Here is an 18,816-nt window from a genome sequence, read left to right on the forward strand (position 1 = left end):
ACAAGCCCCGTTCATAAATGACAGGGCTTTTTTTATTTATAAAATACGACTTTATAATATTTTAAAATTTATTATCAATAATTAATCTAAATAAGCATTGTGTAACAAATTTTAAACATTACATTTGCTTTACAAAAAAACTATTCATTAAAATTCTGCGTTTTATCAGGATTTTTTCAATATTAATCTTAAATCTCATCATCATCATGAAATCAAAAACTTTCAAATTAATAACGTTTGCTTTTTTAATGTTTTTTGCTGCACCTCAGCTTTTTGCACACGCTCTCTGGATTGAAACTAAAGCAGTTGGAACAAAAGGTAAAGCACAGGAAATTTCAGTTTATTTTGGAGAATTTTCAGAAAACGATATTACAAAAGCTGATAAATGGTTTTCAGATTTAAAAGATTTCTCATTGGTAGTAATTTCTCCTTCAAAAAAAGAAACAAAACTTACTTCTAAAGCTTTAGAAAATAAATATCAGGCATTTTTTACTCCAGATGAAGACGGTGTTTACACAATTGTAATGCAGCATACGGTAAAAGATGTTTACGGAACTATGAAATTAGATTACAACTCAAGTGCAACTGTAGTTGTAGGAAATAAAAATGCTGGAAACAGTATTGCAGCGAATACAAATAAAATTGCTGTTTTCTCAGAAAATGCAGATGCTGCCAAAAAAGACTCTAAAATTACAGGAGTTGCCTCTTATGAAGGTGCTATTGCCAAAGAAACTAAAATTAAAGTAATTGCTCCAAACGGATGGGAAAAAGAATTGTGGACAAATGAAAAAGGTGAATTTTCTTTTACTCCAATCTGGTCCGGAAATTATATGGTAGAATATGCTCATACTGATAAATCGTCTGGTGAACACAACGGAAAAAAATATGACGAAATCTGGAAAATGGCTACTTATCAAATTGTAGTAAAATAATTTTTATCTTTTTCTTTATAAAAACCCTGTTCAATAGAGCAGGGTTTTTTATTTATACATAAAATAAATGTTACAAATTACATCTTAAGCTAATCTTAAGAAAAAATTAATCAAATTTTAAAAAATAAAAACGCCTCATAATTTTATGTTAAGGTTTCTGTATTTATATTTGCACTCAAATAATTTTTATTGAATCTAAATAAATACCATGAAGTATAATTTACTATTTGCACTAGGACTATTAAGTTTTGCCTCTTATAGCCAAAGTTATCCAAATTCAGAATCAGCATCTGCTGTTAGTGATACCGTAAAAAATAAAAAGGGAGAAATTCTTAATGAGGTTTTAATTACAGCAAATAAGCCTAAAAAACCAATTGAAGCTGCGCGTTCGGGAATTAAAGTAATGGACTTACCTCAAAGTGTTCAAATCATTGGAAGTGAAATAATAGAACAGCAGCAAGCAATCAGATTAAGCGAAGTAGTAAAAAATTTAAATGGTGTTTATGTAGGATCTGCCCGTGGTGGTGCCCAGGAATCTTTCTTTTCGAGAGGTTATGATATGAGTGCCAATAATATGTTTAAAAATGGATTTCGCTACAATGCGGGTTCTATACCTGAAGTTTCTTCTTTAGAAAAAGTGGAATTCCTAAAAGGAGGTTCAGCTCTATTATATGGAAATGTTGCTCCAGGAGGAATTATGAATTTAGTTACCAAAACACCTAAATTTACACACGGTGGTGAAGTATCTATGCAAATGGGAAGTTATTCTTATTACAAACCTTCTATTGACTTTTACGGTCCTTTAAATAAATCTATTGCATACCGCTTTACAGGATCTTATGAAAACTCTGAAAGTTTTAGGGATTTTGTAAAAAACGAACGTATTTATGTTAATCCTTCGTTTTTATTTCATCTGTCAGATAAAACTCAAATTACATTACAAGGAGATTATTTAAGCGCCGACTGGACTCCGGATTTTGGTACCGGAATCTACGGAAAAACAATTTTAGATCTTCCTCGCAACGAGTTCTTCGGAGCACTTTGGTCGACTGCAAATACTAAATCTTCCAGCGCTTCTATGTTATTTAACCATGACTTCAATAAAAACTGGAAATTAAATTTCAATTCTTCTTACCAATATTATAGAAGAACACAAACCTCAACTGCACAATTAAGTACAATTGATGCTAATGGAAACTGGAAACGCGGTTTAACCAGATCGGATGCTGCTGAAAATATTTTTGGCGACCAGTTAAGTTTACAGGGAACTTTTAATACCGGAACGATAAAACACCAGATATTTACCGGAGTTGATTATGAGAACTCTATTGCCCCTATTTATACTTTTGGATTTTATGCTCCCGGAAAACCTGCTGACCTTTTAACAACAGAGGCTACCGCTATAAACTTATATACTTACGACTATAGTACACAAAGTACTGTTATTCCTTACCCAACAAGAATTACTCAGTTAGCAAATACAGAAACACAACGTTTTGGAGCCTATTTTCAAGATTTAGTTTCAATAAATAAATATATAAAAGTTCTGGCGGGATTACGCTGGTCATGGCAAGAAAGCGAAGCTACCACTACAAAAGAAGTTATAGAAAAAAAGAATAATGTAAATGTCATAACTACTGCTTACGAAAATGCAATACCGGTAACCGGACCTAAAGCCATTAACAAAGCTTTTTCGCCTAAGGCTGGATTGGTAGTGCAGCCGACTAAAGATTTATCTTTGTTTGCAAGTTATTCTAACTCTTTTACTCCAAATACAGGAACAACTGTCGATTCAAAACCTTTAGATCCGTCTATTATTGATCAATATGAAGTTGGTGTTAAAAAAGATTTCTGGAGAGGTCTTTTGAGTACAAACGTAACTGTATATCAAATTACAAATAACAATCTGGCACAAACTGCCCAATACTTAGCAGACGGTGTAACACAAAATGCCAACACTTCGATTAAAGAATTAGTTGGAGCTACAAAAGGAAAAGGAATTGAAATTGATATTACAGCAAACCCTCTGGAAGGATTAAACATTATGGCTGGTTATAGTTTTAACGAAACTAAAGTATCAAAATCATCAGGAACTAATGGAAGTCTTGTTGTTGGAGATGTTTTAGCAAGAACACCAAGAAATACTGCCAACTTAAGCTTTTTCTACAAATTGCCTAATGGCTTATTTAAAGGAGTAACTTTTGGAGCTATTGGAAATTATATTGGTAATCGTACCGGAGGATGGAACGATGATTATGTCTGGACAGCAGTTACTCCAACCCCAACTAATCCTAAGCCAGATCCAGCTTATACTATAACTATTAGAGATCGTGATATTCCATTAGAAGGATACGTTACAGTGGATGCTTCTCTTGGTTATGAATGGAAAAAAATCTCCATCTTATGCCGATTATCTAACATTACAAACGAATTAAATTATACGGTACACGAAAATTACAGCGTAAACCCAATTGCACCACGTCAGGTAATGGCAACTTTACGTTACAGATTATAAATTTTGAATTAGATTTTCTTTTCGGGGTTTTCTGGAATTCAGAATTAAAATACTTTCGAAAATTAAAACCTCATCTTGCAAAAGGTGAGGTTTTATTATTTTATCAAAATGTTATGCTTTAATAAGTACTTTTGTCTTCACACAACTTTTAACCATAAATCCCAAATATGTCTGATTCCGCCAAAAACCAATTAAAGAAAAGTTTAGGTCTAAGTTTTAATATTGCCGTACTAATTGGCGGAACCATCGGTGTTGGTATTTTACGCACCCCGGGAAACATTGCCGAAATGCTAAACAATTACTGGCTTATTCTAGCATCATGGATTTTTGGCGGCTTGTATGTGTTGCTTGGCGCAAATTCGTATTCAGAATTGGCAACAATGCTCCCAAAAGCCGGAGGATCGTATAATTATATCAAAAGAGCATTTGGCGAATATGCCGGCTTTCTTTCGGGCTGGTTTGATTACATTACAAATGCTATTCCGCCCGCTTTTTACTGCATAGTAATCAGCGAATACATGATTATTTTATTTCCTGCACTGGCAAATTATTCAACTGTGATGGCAGTTTCATTATTGGCTGCTTTTGTTTTACTGCATTTGAGTGGTGTAAAAAATGGAAGTGTGATTCAGCAGATTACCAGTTTATTAAAAGTAATTTGTTTTGTGGCTTTAGTTGTAGCGTGCTTTATGTATACTGGCGTAAAAGTTCCTGCAGTTAAAACAGACAATTCTGTTTTTCAAATAGGTTTAGTATTCGGATTTTTTAAATCATTGCAGTTAATCATCGGAACTTATAATGGCTGGAACGCTGTTTGTTTTTTTGCCGAAGAAAATGAAAACCCAAACAAAAACATTCCGAAATCTTTATACAGTGGTGTTCTCCTTGTAGTGGCTATTTATGTTTTGGTAAATGCTGCTTTTTTTCATGTTCTGCCAATCGAAACTTTAGCAAAATCTAATTTAGCTGCCGCAGATGTTGCCAAGGTTTTATTCGGAGAAAACGGTGCTGTAATTGTTACTGTAATTTCGATTTTTTCTTTAATCAGTATTCTAAACGCATTTATGATGATTCCGCCAAGAATTCTTTACGGATTAAGCCGTGACGGATTTTTTATAAAAGAAGGAACTCAAGTAAATAAAGGCGGAACTCCAATTGTGGCACTTTTGGTTTCGTCACTTTTCAGCCTGCTTTTAATAATCTTCGTTGGTTCTTTTGAAGCTTTATTTTCTTTTGCTGCTTTTATCTCCATTATTGTTTGGGGACTCGCCTATTTTTCGCTTTTAAAACTGAGAAATACTGAACCGAATTTACCAAGACCTTATCGTTCTTTTTGGTATCCGTGGACCACTATAATTGCCATTATTGCTTCTATAGCTTTATTTATTGGATTTATTTTCAGTGACCAAACCAGTTTTATAATTATTATTGGAATTACTGTTGTTTCTTATCCTTTATTTTGGATTTTGAAGAAGAGAAGATAGTATTTTTTGTCATTCCGAGGAACGAGGAATCAGAAGAGTCCTAAAACATAAAAACCCGACAGGTTTTGAAACCTATCGGGTTTAATTTTATAGATTAATCAAAAATCTGATTCCTATTTCAAACCAGCCAAACTCTGCTCAATTGTAGCAATTTTTGCCAAAGCATCAGCTTGTTTTTGTTTTTCTATATTTAAAACTTTTTCCGGAGCTCCGTTTACGAATTTCTCGTTCGAAAGTTTTGCTTCAACAGATTTCAGAAATCCTTTTGTATAATTTAATTCTTCTGTCAGTTTTGCAATTTCTGCTTCAACATCGATATTTCCTGAAATCGGAATAAAATATTCATTTGATTTTACACGGAAAGATAATGCGCCGTCTACTTTTGCTGAAACATACTCAAAAGCTGAAACGTTTCCTAATTTCGTTACGATTGAATCGAAATAAGTTGTTAAGTTTTCGCTGTTGATTGCTTTTAATTCTATAGCATCTTTAAACGGAATATTTTTATCTTTTCTAATTGTTCTAATTCCGGAAATTACTTCTGTAATATTATCAAAATCAGTAATTAAATCTGCATTGAATGGTTTTAATTCCGGCCAGGTTGAAACAATTAAAGCTTCTTCCGGCGTTCTCTCCGTAATTAACTGCCAGATTTCCTCTGTTAAGAAAGGCATAAACGGATGCAATAATTTCAGGTTACTTTCTAACATTTCGATCGCTTTCGCAAAAGTTACGCTGTCAATTGGCTGTTGGTAAGCTGGTTTGATCATTTCTAAGAACCAAGAACAGAAATCATCCCAAACCAATTTATAAATAGCCATTAATGAATCTGAAATTCTGTATTTCTCAAAATTATCTTCAATGTCAACTAAAGTCTGCTGTAATTTCGCTTCGTACCATTCGATTGCCACTTTTGATGATTCTGGCTGAGCGATAGTTTCTGAAACTTCCCACCCTTTAATTAATTTGAATGCATTCCAGATTTTGTTTGAAAATGCTTTTCCCTGACTGCATAATTCTTCATCAAACATAATATCGTTTCCTGCAGAAGCGCTTAAAAGCAATCCTACACGAACGCCATCTGCACTAAATTTATCAATCAAATCTAAAGGATCAGGAGAATTTCCTAATGATTTAGACATTTTACGACGTTGTTTATCACGAACTAAACCTGTTAAATATACATTTGTAAATGGTTTTTCGCCTGCATATTCATAACCCGCAATGATCATTCTCGCAACCCAGAAAAACAAAATATCCGGACCTGTAACCAAATCGTTTGTTGGATAATAATATTTAAAATCCGGGCTTTCCGGATCCATGATGCCGCCAAAAACAGACATTGGCCATAACCAAGATGAGAACCAAGTATCTAAAGCGTCAACATCCTGTTTAAGGTCGTTTGTTGTTAATTGTTTATTGTTTGTTGCTTCCTGTGCTAATTTTAGCGCCTCTTCAATATTTTCAGCAACTACAAAATCTTCTTTTCCGTCTCCGTAATAATATGCCGGAATTTGTTGCCCCCACCATAATTGGCGAGAAATATTCCAATCGCGAATGTTATTTAACCAGTGTGCATACGTGTTTTCGAAACGTTTTGGGTGTAATTTAATATCTCCTGTTTCTAAAACTGATTTAATAGCCGGTTTTACCAATTCTTCCATTTTCAGGAACCATTGGTCAGATAATCTAGGTTCGATTACCGCTTTTGTTCTTTCAGAAGTTCCAACTTTATTTAAGTGAACTTCTGTTTTTGCTAAAGCACCAATTTCTTCCAGTTCTTTTGCAATTTCTTTACGAACAACAAAACGATCTTTTCCTTGGTAGTGTAATCCGAAACTGTTTAATGTAGCATCTTCATTAAAAATATCAACGATTTCGAGATTGTGTTTTTCACCCAAAGTTTTATCGTTCATATCGTGCGCAGGCGTTACTTTCAAACATCCTGTTCCGAATTCTACATCTACATATTCGTCTTCGATAATTGGAATTACTCTACCGCAAATAGGAACGATTGCTTTTTTACCTTTTAAATGCGTAAAACGATCATCGTTTGGATTGATACAGATAGCAGTATCTCCAAAAATAGTTTCCGGACGCGTTGTGGCAATGGTCAAAAATTCCTCAGTTCCCTCGATTTTATATTTTAAGAAAAATAATTTTCCTTGCTGTTCTTCGTAAATTACTTCTTCGTCAGAAAGCGTAGTTTTTGCTTCCGGATCCCAGTTCACCATACGATATCCTCTGTAAATTAATCCTTTGTTATATAAATCTACAAACGATTTAATTACAGATGCAGACATATCTGGATCCATTGTAAACTTTGTACGTTCCCAATCGCAAGAAGCACCTAATTTCTTAAGTTGTTCCAGGATTGTTCCTCCATATTTATCTGTCCATTCCCAAGCATGTTTTAGGAATTCTTCGCGGGTCAAATCGTTTTTATTGATTCCTTCTGCTTTTAATTTTGCTACAACTTTTGCTTCTGTAGCAATAGAAGCGTGGTCTGTTCCCGGTACCCAGCAAGCGTTGAATCCTTTAAGACGTGCTCTTCTAATTAAAACATCCTGAATTGTATTATTCAACATATGTCCCATGTGAAGGACTCCAGTGACGTTTGGCGGCGGGATTACAATTGTATAAGGTGTTCTGTGATCAGGTTCTGAATGAAAATAATTGTTTTTCATCCAGTAATCATACCATTTGTTCTCAATCGCTTTAGCGTCAAATTGTGCTGGAATTGTCATTTACTAGGGTTGTTTAATCGTTTATTTTTTGTTGATTCGTTTAATCGTTAAATTGTTTAATCGTTTGTTTATTTTGTGAAGTCCATCTAGGTAAATCGATTAACCGATTAAACAGTTAAACAAATAAACGAAACTTTGGTTCAATTTTTGTAATTATAATTAACAGCAAAAGTAAATAATTAAGTACACTATAAAAAACGAATTAATAATTTGTGTGTTAATTAAAACAATGTATATTTACTTACAACTTAAAAACAATTTCAAAATGAAAAATGTTGCCTCTTTTATTGCAGTCGTATTGTTTAGCGCGATAGGTTATGCACAAAATGGCCCAAAAATTGAATTTGCAGCCGCGGACAATACTATCGATTATGGAAAAATTTCTAAGACTGATAACGGAGTCCGCTCCTTTGAGTTTACTAACACAGGAGATGCACCGCTTTTAATTATTGGTGCCGAATCTACAGTTAGTTCTATTATTGTTACAAAACCTGCTGCAGCAGTTATGCCAGGAAAAAAAGGAAAAATTGATGTGAAATACAACATGGCAGCTGGTCCAATTCGTAAAACAATTACTGTTGAAACCAATGCTGTGAATTATCCTGATGGCCGGGTTGCCCTTAAAATTAAGGGAGAAGTTTTATAAAAAATAAATTCTTAAAATAGCAAAAGCCGTTTCTTAATCGAAACGGCTTTTTATTTTATCAAAATCTTACTTTTTACTTTTTATTTAGCTGCACATTCTGCAGCATCAAATTTATATTTTACACGATCAAAATCGATTGGTTTGTCTTTTACCAAATACGTTACTCCCATTGTTGTCTGCATGGTTCCGTTTCCTAAAATAAGCTGTTTGTCTTTCTTTAAAAATGCCATTGGGTTTTTGAATGTTTTGTCCTTTTGTGCTAAATCCTTAAAAGTATAATCGGCAAATAAAGTATCTCCATGAAATTCACCCGCAATTTCGCCGGTTCTTACTGTTGAAGGCGCTACTTTCATAATCATATTTCCAGATAATTTTCCATTTTTTAAAGTATTTAATTTTAGCTGGATTGTATCTTTTTCATATACTGCCTGATAACATTCTGTTTTTGTAACAGTTTCAGCATCAGCTTTTGCTGCTACAGCTTCTTTTTGTTTTTCTTCATTTTTACAGCTTTGAAATCCAATACAGATAACAAGCAGACAAGGCAAAATTAGATTTTTCATATTTCTATATTTTTAATTCTGTGGTTATTTTATAAAATTAAATAAAAAAGAAGCCAAAATAAAGGCTTAATGATTTTTAATTTTTATAGCATTTATAAATTCTTAATTACAAATTCAGATCTTCTATTGAGCTCGTGATCTTCCTCTGAACACGCCTCGTCGGTTTTACATTTAATAATTGGCACTGATTCTCCATAACCTTTTGCAGAAACTCTTTTGGCATCAATTCCGGATTGAATTAGGAATTCTCTGGTTGAATTGGCTCTTTTTTGAGATAATTGTTCATTGAATTTTGCGTTTCCTCGTGAATCTGTATGCGAACCAATTTCGATTACCATTCCCGGATATTTCTTCATTAATTCGACAACTCTGCCCAAAACAACTTTAGATTCTTTACGAATGTACCACATGTTATAATCAAAATAAATAGGGTCTGTTTTGATAATTAAACGATCTTTATCTCTTACAACGTCTTTTTCTTTCTCTAAAATTTCTTTTACTTTTTCGTTCTTTTTAATTTCTGCGGCAGCTATTTCAGCTTCTTTTGCTTTCTTCTCTTTTTGTTTTAACTCAATTGCCGCAAGCGCTTCTTTCTTTTTATTTTCTTCTTCGATAATAATTTCCTGCTGCCTTTTCTTTTCGGCATTTTCTTTTTCTTCAAGTTTGATTTTTTCCAAAGATTTTAATGCTAAAGAAGCGTCGTTTTCTTTATCTCTTATATTATCTAAAGATAAAGTTTTAGACTCATTTGTGTATTTTTCTTTGAAGGCAGAAACTTTATACGAAGCTTCGCAGGGAACTCTAAAACTAAATTTTCCGTCAGCAAGAGTTGTTGCTGTATTTAAAGTTTTATTTTCCGAGTCCTGCAATATTACAGTTGCATTTTCTAAAACCAGTTTAGTATCAATATCTGTAATAGTTCCTGCAATTAACTGATGACAATCTTCTACAATTAAATCTTTAATTTCTTTAAATTGATAAATATCGTCGCCGCCTTTTCCACCTTCTCTATTGGATGCAAAATATCCTTCTTTGGTTTCTGAATTAATATTGAAGGCAAAATCGTCTAAATTTGAATTTAAAGGAAGTCCGATATTTATTGGTTTTGAATATTCATTTCCATTTATTTCTGAAACAAAAACGTCCAGAGATCCGTATCCTAAATGTCCATCCGAAGAAAAATAAAGTTTATTATCTCCTGAAGCAAAAGGAAACTGCTCTCTTTTATTGGTATTAATTTCCGGTCCTAAATTCTTTGGGGTATCAAATGCGCCTTTGTTTATATTAACCGAATAAATATCAAAAGATCCCACTGATCCCGGCATATCTGACGCAAAATACAATACTTTTTCATCGGCACTCAGTGCAGGATGCTCTACTGAATAATTTGGGCTATTGAAAGGAAGTGACGTAATATTAGTCCATTTTCCATCAACTAATTCGGCTCTGAAAATCTGAAGATTAGAAATTTTCTTGTCGTCTCTTTTTTTCTTTCCGTTTTTAGAATTGTTTCTGGTAAAATAAATTGTTTTACCATCTTTTGTAAAAACGGCATTTGATTCGTGCATTCCGGTTTTTAATTCTTTAGCAAAATAGTGCGTGATAGAATCGGCTGCATTAATATTTTTTAACGGAATTGTAACGAGATTTAAATAAGTTTCTCCATCCCATTTAAATTTTTTATCGAATATTCCGGGTTTTAGTTTAACTCCTGCAAATACTAAATTTCCTTTGTACTCAACGGCTCCAAACTCTGAATTTGGCGTATTTATTGGTAAATTTTTAATATCAAATCGTTTTCCAATCGCCGAAACATTTTCTAAGGTTTTTATATTTTTTTCAAAATTTATAATATCCTCAGGATTTGATGATTTCGAATAATATTCTTTTAATGCAGCATTTGCTTCATCGTAATTATTTGTTGCTTTTAAAGTTTGAGCATATCTAAAATGATATTCTCTGTCTAAATTGTCATTATAGTTTTTAAATAATAAACGATAATAACGCTGCGCTTTTACTAGGTCGTTTGTATAATAATAAGAATCCGCAAGGTTTTTAATTACTTCTTGTGACGGTTTTTCTTCAGCCAGTTTTTCGTATAAAACAATAGCTTCGCTGTAATAAGTTCTGTCAAAAAATTTCTTTGCCCTAACCAATTCCTGATCCTGAGCAATTATAAACTGTATTGAAAATACGAATATAATAACGAGTAGTTTTTTCATATTTTTCATTTTAGAAGAATCTAGGTGATTTATCAAATCCTTTACCTAATAAATCCAAATCAAAAAGCAGCATGATTTCGTGTGTTCCCGAATTGAACTGACCTAAATTCGTAAGTGTATAATCGTAAGCGTAACCAACTCTAAGTGTAGGCGTTACATTAAAATTAAACAATGCACTTACAGAATCGTCTATTCTATAAGCGGCACCAAGTTCAAACTTTTCGTTGTATAAAACATTGGCCGTTAAATCTATTGAAATAGGTGCTCCTTTTACAAATTTTGTCATAAATGCAGGTTTTACTTTCCACATATCATTGACCTGAAAAACATATCCTGCAGTAAGGAAAGTATGTATGTTTTCTGATCCAAAAGCATTTACACCTGATTTTTCTTCAATATATTTTGATTTCAACAAATTAGGAACCGAAAGCCCAACGTATAAATTATCTCTAAAATAATAAGCCCCTATTCCTATATTTGGTTTTGTGGCATTTATATTTTCGGCGAAAGCCATATCTGTTGCCGGATCATTGAACTTAAATCCATTAAAATTGGTTTGCATTGATGATATTCCTGCTTTAAGTCCAAGTGAAAGTTTGTTTTTTCCGCCTAGATTTAAAACATAAGCAAAATCAGCGTAGATATTATTTTCTTTTTTAGCGCCGTCACCAATATCGTCTGATATAAAAGACAAACCTGCTTCTGCCTTATCAGAAATTGCGGTATGTCCAAAAAAGGTAAAAGTTTTTGGAGCACCAACTGCACCAACCCATTGCGATCTGTACAATCCTCCAAAATTCATCATAGCAGGAACTCCGGTTGCATACGCGGGATTTACTACACTCATATTATACATATAATGTGTGTATTCCGGATCCTGCTGCGCCGAAACCGATGTTAAGTAAAAAAAGAAAGTTATGTAGAGTAATATTTTTTTCATTTGAATTTATATTAAGAAATTATCGATTTAAATAAAGACGTCCTTGTTGAGGCGGTCTGTTGTCTTTATTAAAATAGAGAATGTAAAAATATACTCCGTTTGGTGCTATTCCGCTTCCAATTCCACTTTGTTCATAATTTATTCCGTCCCAGGCTGGCTTATTTTTAAAGCCTTTATACATTCCGTTTCCATATCTATTGAAAATTTCAAGTTTATAATCCGGATATAAAAAGTCAATATCAGGAATTGTAAAAGTATCGTTTATTCCATCTCCGTTTGGAGAAAAACCATCGGGAACAAAAAACGTGTATTGCGGAGAATCACAAACTGTAAGCGAAACAGTTACAGCCAGATTTTCTTCTGAAAAACAATTTGTAACTGTTGAAAGATCAAAACCATAATACGTTGCTTTATCAACTAAAAGAGTTGAGGATGAAAGTAAATTACCGTTATTTGGCGCATCATACCAAACTACTGTTGAAGGTGATCCTGTATTATTTGATAAATCAAGAATCGTAGGATTGTCTAAACCACAAAAATTTTGTCCATCCAGATTTAATGTTGGAGGTGGTGTATCATTAATTGTTACCGTGACTTTGGATGGCTGCGAAACACAGCCCGCTCCTGAAGTTTCTTTCACAAAATAATCTTCAGATTTTAATACATATGTATTAGGAAGCGGAGTTGTTTCCGTAGCAGAGATGTACCATTTATATTGAGTTCCTTGCGGCTGTAAATCAGCAACAGTTGATTGGTCTGTTTTACAAAATGCCTGATCTGTTACTATTGGTGAAGATGGTATGGAATTTAGAATAAAAGTGGCTGATATTCCGCTTACATCACTTTCGCATCCTGTAATATTATTTTTTAATTTCACAATTGTAATTGTTGTTGAACCAGAATTCACAAGTAAATTAGCAGGAAGAACAAAAATAGAACTCCCATCGATAGCGGTTAATGGTATATTCTCTACTCCTGAAGTATTACTTCCAGAAAGCACGTACGATAATGTAACATCTGTCAGAGTTTGTAAACCAGAAACATTAACTTTTACTTCTTCACCAAAACATACATTTTGTATTTGCAATCTTAAAAGTGAACCGTTTGGCAAAGGGTTCGTTTGTATTTCGCCTTTTAAATTAGCCGAATTAACACATTGAGAAACAACATGTGTTATCGCTGTGATAGTTACGGTAGAAAATCCACTTCTTGAATTAAAAATCTCTGGTATAACAAATGTTCCATTTCCACCAGAAACTGTAATTCTCGTCACTTGAGAAGGTACTGTATTTGCACCTGATAAATTATAAACAATATCATAATCACCATCTGCCAGTTTTGCCGCATTCGTTATTTGAATTATGCCCTCCTGATTTTGACAAGTAACAGCAGGAGTAATTAACGCTCCATTCAAATCCGGAATAGGATAGATTATTAATTCATCATATAAATCATTGATAATATTTTGACATGTTAATGCACTGGTTGTAGAGGCAATGTTCAATACCGTAATTTTAAATTTTCCAGCTTTTTGAAAAAAAACAGAATTTAAAGGAAATGATGCAACCCCATTATTAAAGTTAGCCACAACGCTCTGCGTAAATCCAGCTATATCATAGGTTACATAATAAGTCCCATTAGGAATATTCGACGGACCTCTTGTAATCGTTAACCTATATGTTGCAGTAGGAATCTCACTTTCGCAGATATCTGAGTCAACTTCTACAACTGCTCCTGTAAAATCCAGACTTTTTTCAAGTCTTACCCTTACAGTTGTTTGATCAGCAGGACATATAGGGTGCGTTGACGGCACTGTATAATTGAAATTATAATATCCTTCTCCATAAGTATTATAAATTCTTTCAATATTTATATTATGATCTCCAATGAAAGTCAATTCGCCAGTTCCGTTACTTTCGGTCCAGGTTCCTCCAGCATCATATCCTGAAATTGAAGTAAAAAGATCATAATTTTGATATGCAGTCAAACCATCACTACCACACAAGTTTAAAGGAACAGAATTTCCAGAATTAGGCGCCCTAAAAATAGTTATAACTGCAGTAGATGACATTGCCGGGCAAGTACCAATAGCTGGCATTGTGTATGTGAAATAAAATGTTCCTTCCATATTCTCAACATTAATAGAAGAATTAACATCTTGATTAGTAGTATCATTATGCCATTGACCATTAAATTGAGGACTAACATCTACTCCATTAAACGCCTGAAAAAGATTAAAATTAACTACTGAACTACAAACAGAAACGTTTGGAGATGTTACACCAGAATAACCTCCTATTGTAACAGTAACTGTTGCTGAATTATCGACACAGCCAGCATTTCCTGTAACTGTATAAGTATAACGATAGATCCCACTTGCTCTGATTACCTGAGCATTTAAAATTCCGGTTGTTAAATTTAAACCACCTGATGAATTATCATCTGTCCAAACTCCTCCTGAAACAGGAGATCCACCAAGTAAAGAAAATAAATCAATTGTTTTACTACTTACATTAGGAATATCACAAACTTCAAAACTCGCATCATCACCAGCACATTGGGCATTTATTGTTTGAGGTAAAAATGATAAAAAAACAAAAAATAAAATTACACGTAAGAAATCATTGTATTTTTTGGTCATAAACTGCATTTTTTTGATAAACTTAATAAATTATTGATGTTGCTTAGACAAAAAAGTAATTTTAACACTTAATTTTTCACAAAACTCAAACAATTATAAATTTCATTACTAAAACAAAATATTTTATAACAAAAAATTAATTAATCATAATCGACATTTATAGTTCATCCTCGAGCTTAAATCTAAACTTCAAAAGTAGACTGTTTCTTTCGACTTCTAAACTTATCCATTTATCTTCTTCGGATTTCAAAAGCTGATTGATTTGCTGTAAAGAATATTTATATGGCATTTCACCATTAATAGAAGTAATAATATCTCCTTTTTGTAATCCGCATTTTTCGGCTGCTGATTTTTTTCTGATATTAACAATTTCATATATGGGTTTCAAAGAAAATTTATATCTAAAATTGCCTCCACTATTATTATTCTGGTTTGTTTCTCCTTCGTTTAAGGATACAGCAACTTTTACAGTTTCTAAATGTACAGTTTCCTGAACCCATTGTAATCCATTATGTTGAATTGTAATTCCGCTTTTATTATATGTAAACGGTTCTTTAAATTTATTGTTCTTCTTTAAAAACATTTTTTTATCTGCATAATCTAAAACCACTGTAAATCTTTTTAGAATTTCTCCTCCTACCGAGCCTATACGATCCGGAACCATTTTAACATTTCGAATAGAACTAGAATCCGGAAAGGCAACAATTGGTTTTTTAAACTCAAATTCATCAATTATAAATTTTTGAATTCTGGCGCGATGCCCTTCGATGTCACCGCTAAACCCTTTTCCCAGAAAATCGGGGAAATTCTTTTTTGGAAGTTTGATTTTATTATTTTCAAAAACCCAAAACGCATCGCTATTACCTATATCAATTAGCAATTTTGCCGGAATTTCTTCGTTGTCTACAACTGCAGTTGTTTCAATATAAGGTTTTGATTTTTCGATAGTAATGGGTATACTTTTAAAGTTTCTGTCCAATTTTTTCCGAAACGATTCATTATTTGTATGTACAATGACTTTTTTCTTTTCATAATTAACTTCTACCAAATTATTTTTAAAAAACTTATGTCCAATGATACCATTTACAGGAATACCTATATGTGATGATAAATTAAAACTTTGATCGAGAATCACAAATAACATATGATTATCAGATCGCAATCCGTGTGTTTCAAAAGTATTCTTTGTCGATTTCAAACCTTCAATTTCACTTTCAGAACCTAAACCTCTAAGTCTGATTTTCTCAACATTATTAAATTTTACTTCCTGCATTTCATCCATACTGAACAAAATGGTTTCTTCGACACCAGAATCTAATAGAAAATTCAGTTCGACACCATTTACTTTAATCGGAATAAAAATGAGATTATTTATCAATTTAAAAGGGATTACCGCCTTTTGTTTATTATTTTGAATAATAAAACTATCTTGAGATTTAACACAAAAAGGTAAGAATAACCCAAAAAACAACACAATATATTTTTTCATTGACAATATTTTATTATAAAATTAGTAAATATATTTATTATTGTTAGATTTTTATAAGATAGTATATTCTTTAAATTAAATTCGAAAAAAAAGCGCAAATTTGCACTTCAATAATTTATACTCATGCCTACAATTTCACACAAGGGAAGAAACATGCCCGAATCTCCGATACGCAAGCTGGCTCCTTTTGCAGATTTAGCAAAGCAAAAAGGACACAAGGTGTATCACTTAAACATTGGTCAACCGGATATCAAGACACCGGAAGTGGCCATCGAGGCGGTAAAAAATATTGATTTGAGTATTATAGAATACAGTCCGTCTGCCGGATATGAAAGCTATAGAAAAAAATTAGCTCATTTTTACCAGCGCCAAAATGTAAACGTTAACACAGAAGACATCATTGTAACTACTGGTGGCTCTGAAGCCTTACTTTTTGCACTGGCCACAATTACTGATCCGGGAGATGAAATCATTATTCCTGAACCTTTTTATGCTAATTACCATGCATTTGCATCTTCTACAAGCGCAACTGTAGTACCGCTCGTTTCGACTATCGAAACCGGATTTGCCCTGCCAAGTATTGAAGAAGTTGAAAAATTAATTACACCAAAAACAAAAGCCATTCTGATTTGCAATCCTGGAAATCCGACTGGATATTTATACTCTGAAGCCGAAATTAAGCAACTGGCTCATTTAATTAAAAAACACGATTTATACTTAATCGCAGATGAAGTTTATCGTGAGTTTTTATACGATGGAGATGATGTACATTTTTCAGTAATGAATTTAGAAGATGTTCAGCAAAACGTCATTATGGTCGATTCTGTTTCAAAGCGTTACAGTATGTGCGGAGCAAGAATTGGATGTTTGGTTACTAAAAACAAACAAGTTCTGGCAACTGTAATGAAATTTGCTCAGGCACGTTTGAGTCCGCCAACCATTGAGCAAATTGCCTGCGAAGCTGCAATTGACACACCTCAAAGTTATTTTGATGAAGTAATTGGTGAATATAAAGAGCGTCGTAATACTTTAATTTCAGAATTGAATAAAATCGAAGGTGTAATTGTAACAAAACCTAAAGGAGCCTTTTACTGCATTGCCGAATTACCAATTAAGGATTCTGATGATTTTGCGCAATGGTTATTAGAAAGTTACAATTTAAATGGCGAAACGGTTATGATTGCTCCTGCAAAAGGATTTTATTCAACTCCGGGAATGGGATTAAATCAGGTGCGAATTGCATACGTTTTAAACAAAAAAGATCTTATTACAGCAGTAAATATCTTAAAAGAGGCTTTACTAGTGTACAACAATAGATAAAACAAACTAAACTTAAACTTTCAAAAGACAATAACTAATCCTGTTATTGTCTTTTGTTTTTGGATCAATTTTAAATTATATCTAAAAAGGATCGATTAAATAATAAAAACCATAGAAAAGGTTTCCTATTTATTAATTATCTTTACCGCCTTAAAAAGATATACCCATTATAATAGTAGTTTTTAATGATAAATAACGAAGATTTTTTAGACGAAATAGGTGACAGTCATTTCAGCAGTAATGCAAAAAACCCTCTAAGAGCGGATGCTTTTGATATAACTGATGAAGAAAAAATAGAAAAAATTAAAAAAGATGTTGAAAACATTCTGCAAACTTTAGGAATGGATTTGACTGATGACAGCATAAAAGGTACTCCAAACCGAGTAGCTAAAATGTTTGTAAAAGAAATTTTTGGAGGTCTTAACCCTGCAAAACAACCAAAAGCTTCAACTTTTGATAATAATTACAAATACGGTGAAATGTTAGTTGAGAAAAACATTACCGTTTATTCTACCTGCGAACACCACTTACTGCCAATTATTGGGCGTGCTCACGTTGCTTATATTTCAAGCGGAAGAGTTATTGGTTTATCAAAAATGAACCGTATTGTTGAATATTATGCAAAAAGACCTCAGGTTCAGGAGCGTTTAACTATGCAGATTGTTCAGGAACTTCAAAAAGCTTTAGGTACAGAAGATGTTGCCTGCGTTATCGATGCAAAACACCTTTGTGTTAACTCAAGAGGTATCAAAGATATCGAAAGCAGTACAGTAACTTCTGAATTCGGAGGAAAATTCAAAGAACCTCAAACAAAAAGAGAGTTTCTTGATTATATTAAACTAGATACACACTTTTAAAAAAGTTTATTGTTTTTAGTTAATAGTTTGTTGTTATGGCGAAAATTGAAAAATTTGAAGATCTGGAAATCTGGAGACTTGCTCGAGAAATTTGTCAGCAAATTGAATTTCTAATTCAAAATACGAATCTAAAAACAAACTATTCTCTTAAAGATCAAATTGACAGAAGTTCTGGTTCAGTTATGGATAATATAGCCGAAGGATTTGAACGAAATGGAAATAGAGAATTCATTAATTTTCTAAGTATTGCGAAAGGATCTATTGGAGAAGTAAAATCACAATCATACAGAGCATTTGATAAAAAATTGATCAGCGAAGAACAACATTTAAAATTAAATGAAATGGCTGAGCTTGTAAAAAACAAAATTGGAGCAATGATGAACTATTTAAACAAATGTGAAATCAAGGGGCTAAAATTCAAATAAAATTTGCCTCCAAAACAATAAACAATAAACCACGA

13 protein-coding genes are annotated in these 18,816 nt (G+C 32.8%); 7 read left to right on the forward strand and 6 right to left on the reverse strand.

Translation table 11 applies throughout. The annotated features are described in order from the left end of the window. Nucleotides 1–206 precede the first annotated feature (206 nt). The 3 genes from BUC29_RS13995 (at nt 207) to BUC29_RS14005 (ending at nt 4,931) form a co-directional block, all read left to right on the forward strand. On the forward strand, nt 207–932 hold the full coding sequence (locus BUC29_RS13995; RefSeq protein ID WP_073416802.1) for a DUF4198 domain-containing protein: 726 nt from the start codon (nt 207–209) through the stop codon (nt 930–932). Nucleotides 933–1,140: 208 nt separating this feature from the next. Then, nucleotides 1,141–3,447, forward strand: a complete 2,307-nt coding sequence (locus BUC29_RS14000; protein ID WP_073416803.1) for a TonB-dependent siderophore receptor — start codon at nt 1,141–1,143, stop codon at nt 3,445–3,447. A 167-nt stretch (nt 3,448–3,614) separates the two neighbouring features. After that, a complete protein-coding gene (locus tag BUC29_RS14005; RefSeq protein WP_073416804.1) occupies nt 3,615–4,931 on the forward strand; it encodes an APC family permease in 1,317 nt (438 codons plus the stop codon). 113 nt (nt 4,932–5,044) lie between these two features. Here BUC29_RS14005 and BUC29_RS14010 read toward each other — a convergent pair whose 3' ends face one another. Next, a complete protein-coding gene (locus BUC29_RS14010) occupies nt 5,045–7,678 on the reverse strand; it encodes a valine--tRNA ligase (RefSeq protein ID WP_073416805.1) in 2,634 nt (877 codons plus the stop codon). 265 nt (nt 7,679–7,943) lie between these two features. On the opposite strand from BUC29_RS14010, the gene BUC29_RS14015 reads away from it, so the two are divergent. Continuing rightward, the gene (locus BUC29_RS14015; protein WP_073416979.1) at nt 7,944–8,324 is read left to right on the forward strand and encodes a DUF1573 domain-containing protein; all 381 of its coding nucleotides are present in this window, start codon (nt 7,944–7,946) and stop codon (nt 8,322–8,324) included. An 80-nt stretch (nt 8,325–8,404) separates the two neighbouring features. Here BUC29_RS14015 and BUC29_RS14020 read toward each other — a convergent pair whose 3' ends face one another. The 5 genes from BUC29_RS14020 to BUC29_RS14040 form a co-directional block, all read right to left on the reverse strand. Then, nucleotides 8,405–8,887, reverse strand: coding sequence for a hypothetical protein (locus BUC29_RS14020; protein WP_073416806.1), 483 nt, complete (start codon nt 8,885–8,887; stop codon nt 8,405–8,407). A gap of 92 nt (nt 8,888–8,979) precedes the next feature. Beyond that, a complete protein-coding gene (locus BUC29_RS14025) occupies nt 8,980–11,109 on the reverse strand; it encodes an OmpA family protein (RefSeq protein ID WP_073416980.1) in 2,130 nt (709 codons plus the stop codon). 10 nt (nt 11,110–11,119) lie between these two features. Continuing rightward, a complete protein-coding gene (locus tag BUC29_RS14030) occupies nt 11,120–12,049 on the reverse strand; it encodes a PorP/SprF family type IX secretion system membrane protein (RefSeq protein ID WP_073416807.1) in 930 nt (309 codons plus the stop codon). 19 nt (nt 12,050–12,068) lie between these two features. Further along, nucleotides 12,069–14,690, reverse strand: coding sequence for a T9SS type B sorting domain-containing protein (locus tag BUC29_RS14035; RefSeq protein ID WP_073416808.1), 2,622 nt, complete (start codon nt 14,688–14,690; stop codon nt 12,069–12,071). Nucleotides 14,691–14,847: 157 nt separating this feature from the next. Next, the gene (locus BUC29_RS14040; protein ID WP_244160830.1) at nt 14,848–16,068 is read right to left on the reverse strand and encodes a PDZ domain-containing protein; all 1,221 of its coding nucleotides are present in this window, start codon (nt 16,066–16,068) and stop codon (nt 14,848–14,850) included. A gap of 234 nt (nt 16,069–16,302) precedes the next feature. Between BUC29_RS14040 and BUC29_RS14045 the strand changes: the two genes are divergently transcribed. The 3 genes from BUC29_RS14045 (at nt 16,303) to BUC29_RS14055 (ending at nt 18,781) form a co-directional block, all read left to right on the forward strand. Continuing rightward, nucleotides 16,303–17,499 carry a pyridoxal phosphate-dependent aminotransferase gene (locus BUC29_RS14045; protein WP_073416810.1) on the forward strand — a complete coding sequence of 399 codons (1,197 nt, stop codon included), beginning with the start codon at nt 16,303–16,305 and terminating at the stop codon, nt 17,497–17,499. Nucleotides 17,500–17,684: 185 nt separating this feature from the next. Further along, nucleotides 17,685–18,356 carry a GTP cyclohydrolase I FolE gene (gene folE, locus BUC29_RS14050; RefSeq protein WP_073416811.1) on the forward strand — a complete coding sequence of 224 codons (672 nt, stop codon included), beginning with the start codon at nt 17,685–17,687 and terminating at the stop codon, nt 18,354–18,356. Between the two features lie 35 nt (nt 18,357–18,391). Beyond that, a complete protein-coding gene (locus tag BUC29_RS14055; protein WP_012024335.1) occupies nt 18,392–18,781 on the forward strand; it encodes a four helix bundle protein in 390 nt (129 codons plus the stop codon). Nucleotides 18,782–18,816 lie beyond the last annotated feature (35 nt).

The organism is Flavobacterium defluvii, from assembly GCF_900129555.1.
Lineage (GTDB): Bacteria > Bacteroidota > Bacteroidia > Flavobacteriales > Flavobacteriaceae > Flavobacterium > Flavobacterium defluvii.